The following is a 14,516-nucleotide window of genomic DNA, read 5'->3' as shown; positions in this document are numbered from 1 at the left end:
TTTATTCCAGGTTCTTCGGTTTCTGATTCGGGGGCTGATCGGTTTGTGCTGCCTGGTAGAGTTGTTCGATGAACTCGTCGGTCATGCCGGTCAGTTTGCGGCCTTCGCGGTTGAAGGTATCGCCAACCGAAAGCGCTGCGCGGACCGGCCAGTGCAGGTGCTGTTCGTAGGCTTCCCAGTCGGAAAGCTGATCCGGCTTTAATTGACGCAACCAGTGCAGGCCAAACGCGACGTGTTGGATTTCATCGCGATAGACCACTTTCATTAATGCGGCACTGCGCTGGTCTCCCGCATCGAGAAAATACTGCTCAAATTCCTGTGCATGGTCGAGGTTACGACCTTCGAAGGTGAGCGGAAGACCGGCCAGATAGTCGAGCACGCTTTCATAGCTGAGCGCCTTCTTCCAGATGTAACAGTTCACAGGCAGACTGCCAAATTCCAGGCCGAGCACCGAGGCCCGTTCTTTATGCATGCGGGTGTGGCGTTGCTCGTCATCCATGATTTTGCACATTCCCTGGCGAAATTCGGTAGGAGCATCGGGAAACGCGCACAAAATGTAGGCCATCACTTCCAGTGCCTGCAGTTCATGGTTAGCCATAATGTGATGCGCCAGCGCCCGTTTGTCCTGTTCAACCAGTGCAGACGGTTTCGGCATGCCAGGCGCCGTGCGGGGTGGTGCGAATTGCAGATTGGCAGGACGCACTGGTTCTTTGATGCGCAACGGCTCGCCCGGTTGCTCATCGGTGAGTGTTTCCGGAGCAGCCTTCAGTTTTTCTTCCAGTGAGTCGCTGAGCAGGACTCGTTCTGCAAATTTACGAATTTCCATCGAGGCATTAATTTGTTGTAGAGGGATTGAATTGAGCTCGAAACAAGGCAACACAGCCGATGACTTTCAGTTCCACATCAGTATAGCGGCTGGCAAGCTGAGATTGTAACTCATCGAGGCTGTCCGCAGTATTCGTAAAGATCTTTTTTTGATTGTAAACACGCATTAAACGCCGCGCGGCTAGACCTTTGGGAACTCCCTCATGCAGAATCGTGGAGCCGGAGATGAGCGCACTCGGATTCAGCCAGGGAGCGAGATGATCAAAGAGTGCCGCCTTGGATGTCAGGTCGCCAGGCAGACAATGCAACAGATAGTTCAGACTGACTGAGTCGAATCGTTGTGGTGGAGGAGCGGGTAAGGGCTGCAGGATATCTGCCTGATAGACTTCAGGGGTATAGCGACTGGCGCGCTTAGCCGTCGCTTCCAGACTATTAGGATTCAAATCCAGCAATCCGAGTCTGACTTTGGAATTCGGAAACGTGCAGTGCTCCAGGTAGTAGCCTGTTCCGACGCCGACATCCAGATGATTGCTGGTCAAATTTTGATTCAACCATCGCAGGATGTGTTTCGTCCGACATTTCCAGATCAGAGAGTTTGAGATTCCCAACACCCAGAGATCATAGATCGACAATAACTTTTTTGAGTAGACCGCCTGACCGGCGATGCTCTCTTCAGAGGCTGTTTTCATGGTGCGAGTGTAATCGAATCCATCTCGTTTTTAAATCCCGTTCAGCCGGTGGCTCTCACCAGAAAGCCACCAGGCAGCCGCTTGACCACTTTTCGCATTTCCAGAATGGTGAGTGTCGACAGAATGCGTGAAGAATCGAGGTTACTGGACTGAACGATTTCGTTGAGATGCAGTGGTTCCAGGGTCACCAGATTCAGGATGTCGCGTTCGAACTCGCTTAATACGAGTTCGCGGGGAGTATGCACTTCACGACTTTCTGCCGTCAACACGGGCGTTTTGGCCGGGCCAAGTCCTTCTAGAATATCTTCGACACTACGCACCAGCATCGCACCGTCGCGAATCAGATCGTGACAGCCGGCACTGGCTGGATGGTCGATGCGACCAGGAACGGCGAACACTTCGCGGCCCTGTTCATAAGCGTGGCGCGCTGTGTGTAATGCGCCGCTTTTTCGTCCGGCTTCGATCAGTACGACTCCCATCGAGAGACCGCTGATGATGCGATTGCGTTGTGGAAACAAACCGGCGACCGGTGCCTGATCGAGGGGAAATTCGGTGACGAGAGCACCCTGACGGGCGACCTGCTCTGAGAGACCCTGATGTTCGGGCGGGTAAATGTGCGACAGTCCCGTTGCCATCACAGCGATGGTTCGGCCGTCCGCTTTGAGTGCACCTTCATGGGCGGCTCGGTCAATGCCGCGCGCCAGTCCACTGACGACGGTAATGCCGGAACGGGCGAGAGCACCGGCGATTTTTTCTGCCTGTTGTAGTCCGTAGTGGGTGCATTTGCGCGAGCCGACGATGGCGACCGCCAGTTCATCTTCAGGGAGCAGAGTTCCTTTACAGTAGAGCAGGGAAGGTGGGTCTGGCATCTCTTTCAGGAGAGAGGGATACGCGTCTGCTTCTTCAGACAGAATCTGATAGCCGAACTCACGACAGCGCTTGAGTTCGTCTTCAGCAGTCGACTTGGCGGTACGATAACAGATCGCGTCGGCAAGTTTTTTGCCGATCCCGGGTACGTTTAAAAGTTCCTGTCGGGGCGTCTTTAAGATCTGGGAAGCAGTACCGAAATGTTCCAACAGGGTTTGCCGGATGCGCGGCCCGACTCCGTGAATCAGATTCAACTGAATCTGATCGAGAAGCGGCTGTTCTGATTCAGGGGGGCACTCATCCATGTTTGGAAAGACCTCAGTAAAAACAGGTTGACTCACGAACGTACATGCTCTCATAAAAGATATGAAAAAACAACTAAGATCGGAGCGCAATCTTGGGGAAGCTGCTGCTGACGCTTGACAGAGACCGCGGTTTGCCTCTAAACACGAGACACACGAAAGTAAACTCAGTCAAAGGTCAAGCTTATGCTGGACAAGTTATTTTTCATTTTTGCCTGCATCATCATTCCGGTTTTATGGGGAGTGATTGTGAATTGGATCTTCAACCAGTGGCAGGATCGCTCAAATAACAATTCTGACGATGACTATATTTTCCCCGACTATCAAATCTAAGGCGGCATCAAGATGGGCTTTGGATTGATCGATTTTTTACTGATTTCATCAGCCGGGGGGCTGATTGGTTTTCTGGCGGGGATGTTCGGTGTCGGGGGCGGCTTTCTCCTGGTGCCCATTCTGAATATTGTGCTGGGAATCCCAATGGAGCTGGCCGTTGGAGCGAGTGCCTGTCAGGTTTTGGGGCCGGCAACGACTTCCTTATTAGCGCGAAAAATTAAAGTGCGAGATTTATTTTTTCCGTTAGTGATTACTGGTGGACTGTTACTGGGTGTCATTGCGGGAACGAGTATTTTGGAACATGCCAAAGATTTGGCCGAATTCAGTCTCAATGGAAAGAAGATCATCGTCGCGGAGTTCGTGGTGTTGGTGATCTATTTTCTGATGCTGCTGGGACTGGGCATTCTTTCCTTGAAAAGTGCCCGTCGTTCTGATGCGGAACTCAGCAGCGCACTTCTGAAAGATCGATTGCAGATTCCGCCTCTGGCCCGATTTCCAGACTTATTTGAAGGATCTCTTTCGATTCCCGTGATTGCCTGGTTTGGACTGGGGTTGGGTTTAATCTCTGGTCTGTTGGGCATCAGTGGAGGAATTCTCTTATTGCCGATGCTGATTTTTGGCCTGGGGATTCCCACGCATCGGGCCATCTCTTGTAGTCTGGTGATTGTCTGGATTGTGGCGTTTCAGTCGACGGTGGCGCATGCCTGGCATGGAAATGTGAGCATCATGATTGTGATTGCGTTGCTTTTGGGAGGGACTGTGGGAGCCCGCCTGGGTTCTGATCTGAATGCTCGGCTCAAAGGTCTGCAGTTAAGACAACAGTTTGGCTGGTTATTACTGTCGGTGGCACTTATGATTGGAGTGCGTCTGGTATTTTTGCTGGCCGGATAAAAATAGCACAAGAGGAGAGAATCCAATGGCAAACAAATCCATCCTGTTTTTAACGGGCGATTATGTCGAGGACTATGAGATCATGGTTCCGTTTCAGGCACTGCAGATGGTCGGCTATCAGGTCGATGTGGTCTGTCCTGATAAAAAAGCGGGCGACATAATTCGGACGTCGATCCATGATTTCGAAGGAGATCAGACCTATTCCGAAAAGCGGGGCCACAATTTTACGCTGAATGCGACCTTTGCGGATGTGAATCCCGCTGATTATACCGGGCTGTTGATTCCCGGCGGACGAGCACCAGAATACATTCGGCTGAATGAGCGCGTGTTGGAGATAACACGCGATTTTGCCGAAGCGAAGAAACCAATTGCCGCTATCTGTCATGGCTTACAATTACTGGCAGCGGCCGGAGTGCTCAAAGGCAAGAGCTGCACGGCCTATCCTGCCTGTGCGCCTGAGGTGAATCTGTCGGGAGGCACTTATGCAGAGACACCCATTGATGGCGTGCACGTGGATGAGAATCTGGTTTCCGCGCCCGCCTGGCCCGCACATCCTCAGTGGCTGGCGGCCTTTCTGAAAGTGCTGGGAACGAAAATCGAGTTGTAATTTTGACGAGTCATTGACTCTGAGTCTTGCTGAATCTGGAGAAACGCTGATGTCTTGTTGTTCTCTCAACTGGTCTACGATTGGTGCAACTTTAGGTGGTCTGGCTGTGATTATAGGGGCATTCGCTGCGCACGGAATTGATGGATATTTCACGGAGAAATATGCAGGGCAGGTCAAAACGGTCGCTGGCGTGGAAGTACCGGCGTCGCAGAAATATCTAAATGATTTCAAAACCGGCGCGCAATATCAGATGTATCATTCACTGGCCCTGCTGATGGTCGGTTTTGCTGGCCTGACTTCACAGAAGAAGAAACTGTTGAACATTGCGGGTTGGTGTTTTCTGCTGGGGATCATTTTTTTCTCCGGTAGTCTTTACGTTTTGACTCTGAGCGGTCAGACTTTTTGGGGAGCGATTGCGCCAATTGGGGGCACATTGCTTATCGTGGGCTGGTTTTCCCTGGCTGCAGGAGTCTGTTGCTGTGGCGGTTCTGCTTCCGATGTCGTGACTGGCCCCGAAACTCCTTCCTCAACATGATGCCACCGACGCGTGGCTTAATTTAATAATGATTGGAACCGATCATTCCCACCTTCTTTCAGGATTGTAGAACTCATGCTGATTTTTGATGCCCACCTTGATATGGCCTGGAACGCCTGCGAATGGAACCGTGATCTGGAATTACCGGTTACGGAAATTCGGAAATTCGAAAGACAGTTCGAAAACATTACTCCCGGGGAAGCCACCGTTTCCTGGCATGCATTACGCAAAGGGGGCGTAGGGATGACGATTTCCACCTTGTTGCCACGACTGCATCGCAAAGATGCCGCGATGACGCATTATCAGTCTCACGAAGCCGCTTATGGCGTGGCGATGGGGCAGTTGGCCTATTACCGGGCGATGGTCGCCAAAGGAGTGTTGCGAGAGATTCCAGACAGCGCCACTTTACAGAGCCATGTGGCGGAGTGGGAGGCCAACGAAGACGCTGCACGAGCAGACGGGAGTTCTATTCCGATTGGTTTTATCCTGAGCATGGAGGGCGCACCGCCAATTCTGTCTCCGCAACAGATTGGTGACTGGTTTGATGCGGGTTTACGGATTTTAGGACCCGCACACTATGGGCCAGGACCTTACTGTTTTGGAACAGGCAGTACAGGGGGGCTCAAAGAGGAAGGGCCCGCTTTACTCAAAGAGATGGATCGGGTGGGGATGCTGCTGGACGTGACTCATCTGGCAGATCAATCGTTCTGGGAAGCACTTGAGATTTATCAGGGACCAGTGCTTGCCAGCCATCATAACTGCCGTTCGTTGGTAGATGCAGACCGGCAATTGACGGATGAGCAAATCGAGGCGTTGATTGAACGGGGCGCCGTGATCGGCTGTGCTTTCGATAACTGGATGATCAAACCAGGTTGGACAATTGGTGTTTCCGACCCTGCGACGACTTCGGTAGAGGACATTGCCAACCATACCGATCACATTTGTCAGCTGGCGGGAAATGCGAAACATTGCGGTTTGGGGACGGACCTGGACGGTGGTTTCGGCAAAGAGCAGACGCCACATGATTTGGATACCATCGCTGATCTGGAAATGTACGCCGAGATTCTGGAGAGGCGTGGCTACAGTACGGAAGATATTAAGGGCATTATGTCTCAAAACTTCATCGACTTCTTTCTGAAAGCGTTGCCTCAAGCATCTGTCTGACACGGACTGATTTTCAGAACATACACGCTGTATCTTATTGAATTTCAATGGGATACGGCGTTTTTTTGTTTATATGGGAAATCTTTTTGAAAATGTTTCAAGATTGGAGAACGGCTGGCGAATAACTGAGAGTGACGTGGCCGATCGGTTTGGCCTACTGTTCCGAATCGAACATTTGTTGTACTGAGAGGGAGTCTGGACAATGGTATTTATGTGTAAGAAATTTGTGATAGGTGCTGCAGTGCTGGCCACGCTGGGAACCTTCGTATTTGGCCGTGATGTGGTGAGCTATGTGAAGACGGCGGGCAATTCCGTCAGGGATGCGGTCAAAGCCGAAGTTCCCGTTGATTTTGAAGTAGAACGTGCTCGCAAGATGGTAGAGGATCTGGTTCCGGATATCCGCCGCTGCATGCATGTGATCGCCGAGCAGCAGGTTGATGTGGAAACGCTGCAGAACGAAATTCATGAATCAGAACTGGCGATGAAGCAGCAGAAAGAGGCGATGTTTACGCTGCGTTCTGATCTGGAATCGAGTGACACCCAGTTTGTGTATGCGAGTCGAACCTATTCTAAAGATGAGATTCGTAACGATCTGGCACAGCGATTTGACCGTTTCAAAGTCGCGACAGACACATTAAAGCGTAATACGCAGATTTTAAAAGCACGTGAAAAAGCATTAGACGCCAACCGTGAGAAGCTCGAAAACATGTTGTCTGCCAAGATGGATATGGAAGTACAGATCGAGCAACTGGAAGCACGTTTGAAATCGGTCCAGGCAGCTGAGACAGTCAGTAACCTGGAAATTGATAACTCGCAGCTCACACGAGCCAAGGGGTTGATCAAAGACTTGAACAAGCAGCTTGATGTGAAAGAAAAGCTGTTGGATGCCGAAGGAAAGTTCACCGGCCTGATTCCCGTCGATACGAAAGTAAAAGAGAAACGGGATGTGGTTAAGCAGATGGATGAGTACTTCAAGCTGAAGGCTGGCGATAAAGTCGCTGCTCAGTAATTATCTGACTGGGAGATGAAGCATTGGCGCGAGTGGTGGCAGGTAGTTTTCGTCTCTGGACGAGGCTGCCTGCCCCGTACCAGTTTAACGTAAGTCATGGATCAGTATGATGATTAGTGAAAAAATCGATTCCAGTAGACCAATTTGGGGAATCATACGTTAAGATAAAGAGTCATACTATCTGTCACCTTGTCTCAAATCAGATCTGTTCTCAGGAGAACAACCTTGGGCTTCTTCACTTCGTCTTCAAAAAATTCTCAGCAGGCTCCCGCAGCGAATTCCGCTGCAGGTTCGAGCTATCTGTTGTGGATTGACGGCGTCGGAACCTATCTGGTGTATTTATCAGAAACAATGCGCATTGGTGGCCCAGGTGAGCCGGGAACCATTGGTGGCCTGAGATCGGCTTGGGCTGATTTGTCATTGCTGGCGAACCTGTCTCGACACCATGCTTCAATCGTGCGTTCCGGCGAGAGCTATTACCTGGAAGCGAAGGCCCCTGTGTTTTGTGACCAGCGTGCTGTGAATGATCGCGTCTTGCTGACCGATCAGGCAGCGATTAGACTGAATACAGATACTGTAATCACCTTTCGTCAGCCGACCGTACTGAGCGCGACTGCGTGTCTGGAATTGACCAGTTATCATCAGCCTCAGCAGCGACTGGATGGCATTATTTTGATGGCAGAGACATGTCTGCTTGGTTCCTCCGGTGAGAATCATGTTGTTTGTCACAATTGGTCGGGAACTGTCATTTTATATCGTCAGGGGGATCAGATTTTGTGTCGTTCGAAGCTGGAAATATTTAACAATGGGGAGCCAGCGTCTGAGGGAGCCGTGTTAACCCCGGGTTCTCTGGTCAGTGGCCCTGAATTACGTTTTCGTTGGGAGGTCGTCAGTTAAACGATTTGGGGTTTTACTCGCGCTAATCTATTTGTGTTATTAAGAAAGTGAAGTTCATGGATTCAATAATAGTGGGACTAATTATAATGGGAGTTGCTGCTTTCATTATCTTGCAGTTGGTGATGTGGATCTGGATGCTTGTTGATTGTCTGAAAAATGAACCAGCGGAAGGGAATGATAAAGTGATCTGGGTGCTCTTGATGGTGTTTCTCGGGATTATCGGATCTTTACTCTATTACTTCATACGTCGTCCCCAGCGAATTGAACGATTTGGACAATAGAAATGCCTGAAGTATTTAATGGGAGGTGGCTGAAGAATTGATTTGGTGTTTTACTCGCGCTGATATAAAGATTTTATTATGGAAATTGGAATTATGTTCTCAATCTTTAGTTTAATATTTGGGTTACTCTCTGTTGTCATTGGTATTTTGGCGACCATTTTCTGGATCTGGATGCTGATCGATTGTCTGAAAAATGAACCTTCAGTTGGAAATGATAAAATTATCTGGGCGCTCGTGATTGTGTTCCTCAGTTATCTCGGCGCGATTTTATATTACCTGGTCCGACGGCCTGAGCGGATTAAACAGACGGGACAGTAGATTCAGAGAAATAAAATGATCCATAACACTTTTATGAACGTTATTATTACAGTCAATAAGTTGCATTAGAGTGTGTGGAAGTACACGCGATCAATCACAGTTATAAATAGTTTGCCGTACAACAAATACGTTGTTTAACGGATGGAATGAGCCATGAAATTCACCTTTGCACCAGAATCGAAACCTTTAGCAGGATTTACGATTAAGCGCGCCATCGACCGGGGTGGATTTGGAGAGGTGTATTATGCACTGAGTGATTCGGGCAAAGAGGTGGCGCTCAAATTGCTGCAACAGAACATGGATATTGAATTGCGCGGCGTGACGCAATGTCTGAATCTAAAACATCCGAATCTGGTCACGATCTTTGATGTCAAAACGGACCGCGACGGCGACCACTGGGTGGTGATGGAATATGTGTCCGGCCAGGGGCTGGATAAAGCCTTGCATCAGTGTCCCAACGGGATGCCGATGGAGCAGGTACGGTATTGGCTGTCGGGGATTTCAGAAGGCTTGTCTTATCTGCATAGTCGCGGCCTGGTACACCGGGATTTGAAACCTTCGAATGTATTCCGCGATGGCGAGACCATCAAAATTGGCGATGTGGGTTTGTCGAAATTTATTACCCATAGTCGCCGCAGTGCGAATACGCAGAGTGTGGGCACCGTGTATTACATGGCACCCGAAGTAGCGCGGGGACGTTATGGAAAAGAAGTCGACGTCTATGCGGTAGGTGTGATGGTCTACGAGATGATTACCGGCGTGGTCCCCTTCGACGGGGAATCGACGGCGGAGATTCTGATGAAACATCTTTCCGAAAAACCGGACCTGAGCCGTTTGCCCGTTCATCTGCGTGCCGTTATGGGACGTGCCTTAGAAAAAGACCCACAAAAACGAATTGCCGACGTCAAAGTCTTCAAGCAGGAATTTGAACGCGCTCTGTTTCAGCGCGAGACGGTTACAGAAATTCCTGATACATCATTTGAAACCTTCGCGGCTGTCGCTGCCCCGATGCAACATGCGGACGGAGTGAATCAAACCTCTCGTGTTTCGAACAATCACTCTGGTTGGGAGTATACCAGGCTTTGGGGCCCCGGAATTATCCTGATGTTTTTTTTGGTAGGGATGATAGGAATATCAATAGGAGGTCTGAGGGTCGGAATTCCTCTCTTTTTTGGCCTCTTTATCATGATGTTTTTCTGTGGGGCCATTGTCATCACAGGCATGTTCGGGCGGCTGATTTTTACCAAAGGGATTGCAGCGATTGTAAAAGGGCCGCCTCCCATCAGTGATCTCTGGGATAAAGAAAAGAACCACCGAAGGGATACAGCTGCAAAAGAATACCGCGCTCAAGTATTGGATGAGACACGGATTTTCCGAGAGCAGGAACGGCAGAAAGCAGAAGCAGAGCAACGTCGTGTACGGGAACAGCACCGAAATAAACGCTGTTATCGGCGTGCATTGACGCCGCGTACGCCGCGATCGATTTCCCTTCAAAGCCGATTCTATGATTTATCCATTTCGATGGTGAAAGCGGTCGTCTGTACGCTGGTGATCATGGCGGGGATTTTGTGTTTTACAGATGGATTAATTTCCAGAGGATTCTGGAGCGGCAATGATTTCGCTCCCCTGGCACTGCTGACGTTTGGAACAATCGTCGCTGCCTGGAGCGTTTTGGGTGTTGCAAAACTGACAGAAGGAAAAGTGTTCGATAACAGCACGCGTCGTATTATCTGGATGATCACAGGAGTTGTCGTAGGATCGTTGATCTATTTGATTCAAGCAGACGTCTTAATGACTTCAATGCCTGCTTCACGAGACATGCATTTGGGATTAAGACCCTGGTTCAACGTGATCGGCCCGTATTCTTTAATTCTAGGGAATGGGCAACCCAGCTTGATTGGCTATGTGGTTTTCTTTGGAATGCTCTTCTGTTTCCGCCGCTGGTGGTGGCACGCTGATTCATTTCGACCAAGAAAATTCAAAGTGACTTCTGTTCTGACAACCGTATTTGTTGCCTATGTGGTCACCGCAATCTGGGCATTTCCCGTTGTTGCTGCATTGAGTTGGGCAGCCATTATTTCGAGTGTAGTTCAGCTTTCTGCCTCGTGGATTTCGGAAGATCAACGCGTCGTTGAGATTAAGGGGACGAAATAATGAACGCCGCACCACTTGAATTTACCTGGATTTTTATTTTGCTCATGGTGCTGATTCTGGTGCCTACGATCATCCTCGTTGTTATGAAATTATTTCAGAATTTTTCGGTCGGGTCTTTTCTGGCGACCATATTTGTCTTCATAACGGGGGGAGTACTCTTAGTTTTATTGGCAATTTTGCTACCCTATGTCTTCCTGAGATCTCCAGAAATTGTATCTGCTGAAGCCGTCAGCAGTGATTCATTCAGCAGGAATATTCCGGCAAAAGCGGCTGTTGCCAGTCCCCCAAAAATACCGGAACCATTTTGGGAACTCCCTGTCGTTGCCCGAAAACCACACGATCCTCCTCAAGCGGAGATCCCTGTTCCGGCGACGGCAAGAGCAAAGGAACCGCTGAAACCGTTACCAGACTGGGTTGTTTCCGGATTGGATCATACGCATCAAAACAAGAAGAACCTGTTGGAATCAAGCCGGTTGGTTGTTGAATCTGGTTTGTTTGTGACGGTTGGTGAAGCACAGTACGATGCTTTGGCTAAGGCAGGCTTGAAATTGAAAGCGAATCTGCAGTTGCGCTATCCACATTACCCTCTGGCAAATTTGGAGGTCAGCCCGGATGAAGTTCGTCAGGTGGCATTGCGGAGAAGTTACTATCAGCTGGTCGAACATAATTTTGGAGACGTTCTGAAAAATGGGGAACCACTCAAACAGAATATGTATCGTGCTTATCTGGAATTCGAAGATTCTCCTCGCGTGCGAGAGACGCTGTTTGCACGATGGAAGCAGAAAATTGGGAATGAACGGGTCGCATGGCTGGGGGGGGGCTTTGGTTTGATGACATTACTGTGTGCCGGAGTCGCCGTGTATTTGAGAGTCACGCATTCTCAGGCTACAGTGAAGTCCGCTTAAAAATTCTTAACTCAAAGCAGTTTGTGATTCCCTCATGCCAATCGATGAAGCCGATCAACTTCTAGTATCTCAAATCAAAGCTGGCGACTCTGACGCCTGGGCAGAATTGATTGCGCGGTTTGAAGGACGGCTGCTGGCGTTTGTTAACAGCCGATTGCGCAATGCGGCGAGCAGCGAAGATGTCGTTCAGGAAACGTTTCTGGGTTTTTTGATCAGTCTGCCGAACTATGATCCGGCGACGCCTTTGGAGTCGTTTCTGTTTGCGATTGCTTCTCATAAGCTGACAGATTTGCTCCGCAAGCAGGGTAGACGGCCCACCATTCCCCTATTTCCGGACGAGAAGGGCGAACGGGAAAACCATCGCGAGCCGGCAGGTCATGCGCGAGTGGCTTCCAGTCTGGCGCGGAGTAAAGAACGCAAATCAAAAGAAGAGCAGATCATTTGTGAGAGCCTGCAGGACTTAATTTTATCCTGGATCAAAAATGGAGAGTATGAGCGGCTGCAGTGTATTGAGCAGTTGTTTGTCTCGGGGAAGGCGAATAAAGAGGTAGCATTGCAATTACAAATTTCAGAACAGGCGGTTGCCAACCATAAGCACTTTGTCGTCGGGAAACTGAAAGACGCGATCAAAATGGCTCAGATTCATGACGCTGATTTACAGGGACTGGGGTTATCCTGATAGAAGTGGGTGTTCAAACGCAAATTCAGAACAGCGCAGCAAAAAACCTCGCCTGATCATCGCAGGGCGAGGTTTTTATGTTTGTGGGTCGTACGCGACCGGCTCCATCAAATTAGAATTTGATGTGCTTTCGTTTTTGCTTGCGTGCTTTAGCACTGGCAGGACGACGACCGTGATTTGCTTTTTTCAGTTTACGTTGTGTTTTTGCCATGACTTTATCCTTTATGGTCTTCGAAATTTTCAAATCAAGACCACATATTGACTGATGAGGCCTGCAGAATGTTATCGGTATCGGGCCGGGTATTCTAGTCGAACACAGTCATGAAAAAAAGCCAATCGGTTGAAAATCACTGGTTTGGGGCGGAATTCTTTCCGTTTTCCAGGAAATTTTGGCCTAAAAACAAGATTGTCCGTCTTGAGGTATGTGGACTGTTGTTCTGATTCCGGGTAGCATGATGAGGATCACTTGAATACTGGACAAAATAGGCGTTAATCTGAACTGAAGAAAAATCCTCATGCTGGCCAAGCTCTATACCTATTCTTTATTTGGCATCGAAGCCAAGCCGGTCGAAGTGGAAGTCGATATCTCTCCCGGGGCGATGCCGAAAACGATTCTGGTGGGGTTGGCAGAAGCAGCTGTGAAAGAGAGTACGCATCGGATTGAGCGGGCTCTGGTAAACAGCGGGTACAATCGTCCCATCGATCGGATTGTGATCAACCTGTCTCCCGCGGATCTCCCCAAAGACGCGGCCTCGTTTGATCTGCCGATTGCATTGGGATTGTTGACTGCCAGTGGACAGCTTGCCTCGGATCGGTTTCAGGAGTATGCGGTTGTGGGAGAGTTGGCTCTGGATGGCACGATTCGTCCGGTGCGGGGCGCGTTATCGATGGCCATCGCGGCGCGCGAGCAGGGCAAGCAGGGAATTCTGGTTCCGGTTCAGAATGCAGAGGAAGCCGCTGTCGTGGAGGGGCTGGATGTGTTTGCCGTGGGCACTCTGGCAGAAGCCGTCGGTTTTTATACGGGGAACCTGCCCATCGAAGCGGTCGAATTTTCCTGGGAGAATGCGCTAGAGGAACACGGTCAGTATGAAATCGACTATAGCGATGTAAAGGGGCAGGAATATTCGAAACGGGCGATCACGGTTGCCGCTGCCGGAATGCATCATTTACTCATGATCGGGTCGCCTGGTACTGGAAAGACTTTGCTGGCTTCGAGGTTCAGTACAATCTTGCCGCGCCTTTCTCAGGAAGAGAGTTTAGAGACGACGCGAATTTACAGTGCGATGGGGCGTTTATCTAATAATCAATCTCTGGTGATGCTACGCCAGTTTCGGACTCCTCATCATACCATCAGTGAAGCGGGATTGGTGGGAGGCGGGTCTACGCCGGCACCGGGAGAGATCAGCCTGGCACATAATGGTCTGTTATTTCTGGATGAGTTGCCTGAATTTAATCGGCGTACTCTGGAAGTACTCCGTCAGCCACTTGAGGGAGGTGAAGTCACCATTTCCCGCGCAATCGGCAGCGTGACATTTCCTGCGAACGTGATGTTAATCGCAGCGATGAATCCCTGTCCTTGTGGTTATCTTTCTGATCCACGACGAAAGTGTTCCTGCAATCCAATGCAAATTGAGCGTTATCTTTCCAAGATCAGCGGCCCATTACTGGATCGGATCGACATTCACATAGAGGTTCCCCCTGTACCATTTCGGGATCTTTCAGAAAAATCAGCGGGCACCGACAGTGCGACGATGCGTGAACGTGTTTTGGAAGCGCGGGAAATTCAGTCGCGCCGTTTTCAGCAGGAATCGACTTCACACAATGGTCGAATGACGCCGCGGCAGCTAAGAAAATACTGTCAACTGGCTGGCGATGCAGAGGCATTATTAAAATCGGCAATGGAAGACATGGGACTTTCAGCACGGGCTCATGATAAGATTTTGCGAATCAGCCGAACCATTGCCGACCTGGATCAGAGCGATCAGATTACTGCGTCTCACATCAGTGAAGCCATTAATTACCGTACGCTGGATCGTCAGTTCTGGTCTTGAAACGTGAGT

Annotated in this window: 17 protein-coding genes; 13 read left to right on the top strand and 4 right to left on the bottom strand. The window is 49.7% G+C overall.

All coding sequences use genetic code 11. The features are described 5' to 3' along the window. Position 1 precedes the first annotated feature (1 nt). From Pan241w_RS28100 to dprA, 3 genes are read right to left on the bottom strand one after another with little or no spacing between them, the layout of a single operon-like run. The gene (locus Pan241w_RS28100) at positions 2 to 826 is read right to left on the bottom strand and encodes a ferritin-like domain-containing protein (RefSeq protein ID WP_145222682.1); all 825 of its coding nucleotides are present in this window, start codon (positions 824 to 826) and stop codon (positions 2 to 4) included. Between the two features lie 7 nt (positions 827 to 833). Continuing rightward, the gene (locus Pan241w_RS28095; protein WP_145222680.1) at positions 834 to 1,514 is read right to left on the bottom strand and encodes a class I SAM-dependent methyltransferase; all 681 of its coding nucleotides are present in this window, start codon (positions 1,512 to 1,514) and stop codon (positions 834 to 836) included. 41 nt (positions 1,515 to 1,555) lie between these two features. Continuing rightward, positions 1,556 to 2,686, bottom strand: a complete 1,131-nt coding sequence (dprA, locus tag Pan241w_RS28090) for a DNA-processing protein DprA (protein ID WP_145222679.1) — start codon at positions 2,684 to 2,686, stop codon at positions 1,556 to 1,558. Positions 2,687 to 2,869: 183 nt separating this feature from the next. Here dprA and Pan241w_RS29540 point away from each other — a divergent pair, with 183 nt between their 5' ends. From Pan241w_RS29540 to Pan241w_RS28035, 12 genes are all read left to right on the top strand, one after another. Next, on the top strand, positions 2,870 to 3,016 hold the full coding sequence (locus Pan241w_RS29540) for a hypothetical protein (RefSeq protein WP_198000203.1): 147 nt from the start codon (positions 2,870 to 2,872) through the stop codon (positions 3,014 to 3,016). 12 nt (positions 3,017 to 3,028) lie between these two features. Continuing rightward, a complete protein-coding gene (locus tag Pan241w_RS28085; RefSeq protein ID WP_145222677.1) occupies positions 3,029 to 3,907 on the top strand; it encodes a sulfite exporter TauE/SafE family protein in 879 nt (292 codons plus the stop codon). 25 nt (positions 3,908 to 3,932) lie between these two features. After that, positions 3,933 to 4,514 carry a DJ-1/PfpI family protein gene (locus Pan241w_RS28080; protein ID WP_145222675.1) on the top strand — a complete coding sequence of 194 codons (582 nt, stop codon included), beginning with the start codon at positions 3,933 to 3,935 and terminating at the stop codon, positions 4,512 to 4,514. 49 nt (positions 4,515 to 4,563) lie between these two features. Beyond that, entirely contained in the window at positions 4,564 to 5,049 is a 486-nt protein-coding gene (locus Pan241w_RS28075; protein WP_145222673.1) for a DUF423 domain-containing protein, read from the top strand. 75 nt (positions 5,050 to 5,124) lie between these two features. Beyond that, on the top strand, positions 5,125 to 6,213 hold the full coding sequence (locus Pan241w_RS28070; protein WP_145222671.1) for a dipeptidase: 1,089 nt from the start codon (positions 5,125 to 5,127) through the stop codon (positions 6,211 to 6,213). A gap of 202 nt (positions 6,214 to 6,415) precedes the next feature. After that, on the top strand, positions 6,416 to 7,222 hold the full coding sequence (locus tag Pan241w_RS28065; protein ID WP_232107299.1) for a hypothetical protein: 807 nt from the start codon (positions 6,416 to 6,418) through the stop codon (positions 7,220 to 7,222). A gap of 225 nt (positions 7,223 to 7,447) precedes the next feature. Beyond that, on the top strand, positions 7,448 to 8,119 hold the full coding sequence (locus Pan241w_RS28060; RefSeq protein WP_145222669.1) for an FHA domain-containing protein: 672 nt from the start codon (positions 7,448 to 7,450) through the stop codon (positions 8,117 to 8,119). A gap of 56 nt (positions 8,120 to 8,175) precedes the next feature. Beyond that, a complete protein-coding gene (locus Pan241w_RS28055) occupies positions 8,176 to 8,400 on the top strand; it encodes a PLDc N-terminal domain-containing protein (RefSeq protein ID WP_145222667.1) in 225 nt (74 codons plus the stop codon). A gap of 93 nt (positions 8,401 to 8,493) precedes the next feature. Continuing rightward, complete coding sequence (locus tag Pan241w_RS28050; protein WP_145222665.1) at positions 8,494 to 8,718, top strand: PLDc N-terminal domain-containing protein; 225 nt, start codon at positions 8,494 to 8,496, stop codon at positions 8,716 to 8,718. Between the two features lie 153 nt (positions 8,719 to 8,871). Next, complete coding sequence (locus tag Pan241w_RS28045) at positions 8,872 to 10,872, top strand: serine/threonine protein kinase (protein WP_145222663.1); 2,001 nt, start codon at positions 8,872 to 8,874, stop codon at positions 10,870 to 10,872. Next, entirely contained in the window at positions 10,872 to 11,777 is a 906-nt protein-coding gene (locus tag Pan241w_RS28040; protein WP_145222661.1) for a hypothetical protein, read from the top strand. Before Pan241w_RS28045 ends, Pan241w_RS28040 begins: the two co-directional genes overlap by 1 nt. Positions 11,778 to 11,811: 34 nt before the next feature. Next, positions 11,812 to 12,456: an RNA polymerase sigma factor gene (locus Pan241w_RS28035; protein WP_145222659.1), complete on the top strand. Its 645-nt coding sequence runs from the start codon at positions 11,812 to 11,814 to the stop codon at positions 12,454 to 12,456. Between the two features lie 112 nt (positions 12,457 to 12,568). Here the strand turns inward: Pan241w_RS28035 and Pan241w_RS30065 are convergent, their stop codons facing one another. Then, a complete protein-coding gene (locus Pan241w_RS30065; protein ID WP_390620792.1) occupies positions 12,569 to 12,667 on the bottom strand; it encodes a 50S ribosomal protein bL37 in 99 nt (32 codons plus the stop codon). 304 nt (positions 12,668 to 12,971) lie between these two features. Here Pan241w_RS30065 and Pan241w_RS28030 point away from each other — a divergent pair, with 304 nt between their 5' ends. Continuing rightward, positions 12,972 to 14,507, top strand: coding sequence for a YifB family Mg chelatase-like AAA ATPase (locus Pan241w_RS28030; protein WP_145222657.1), 1,536 nt, complete (start codon positions 12,972 to 12,974; stop codon positions 14,505 to 14,507). Positions 14,508 to 14,516 lie beyond the last annotated feature (9 nt).

This window comes from Gimesia alba, assembly GCF_007744675.1.
GTDB classification, from domain to species: Bacteria; Planctomycetota; Planctomycetia; order Planctomycetales; family Planctomycetaceae; genus Gimesia; species Gimesia alba.
Note: the sequence above shows the minus strand (reverse complement) of the source record. Positions and strands in the feature narration are given on the sequence as shown.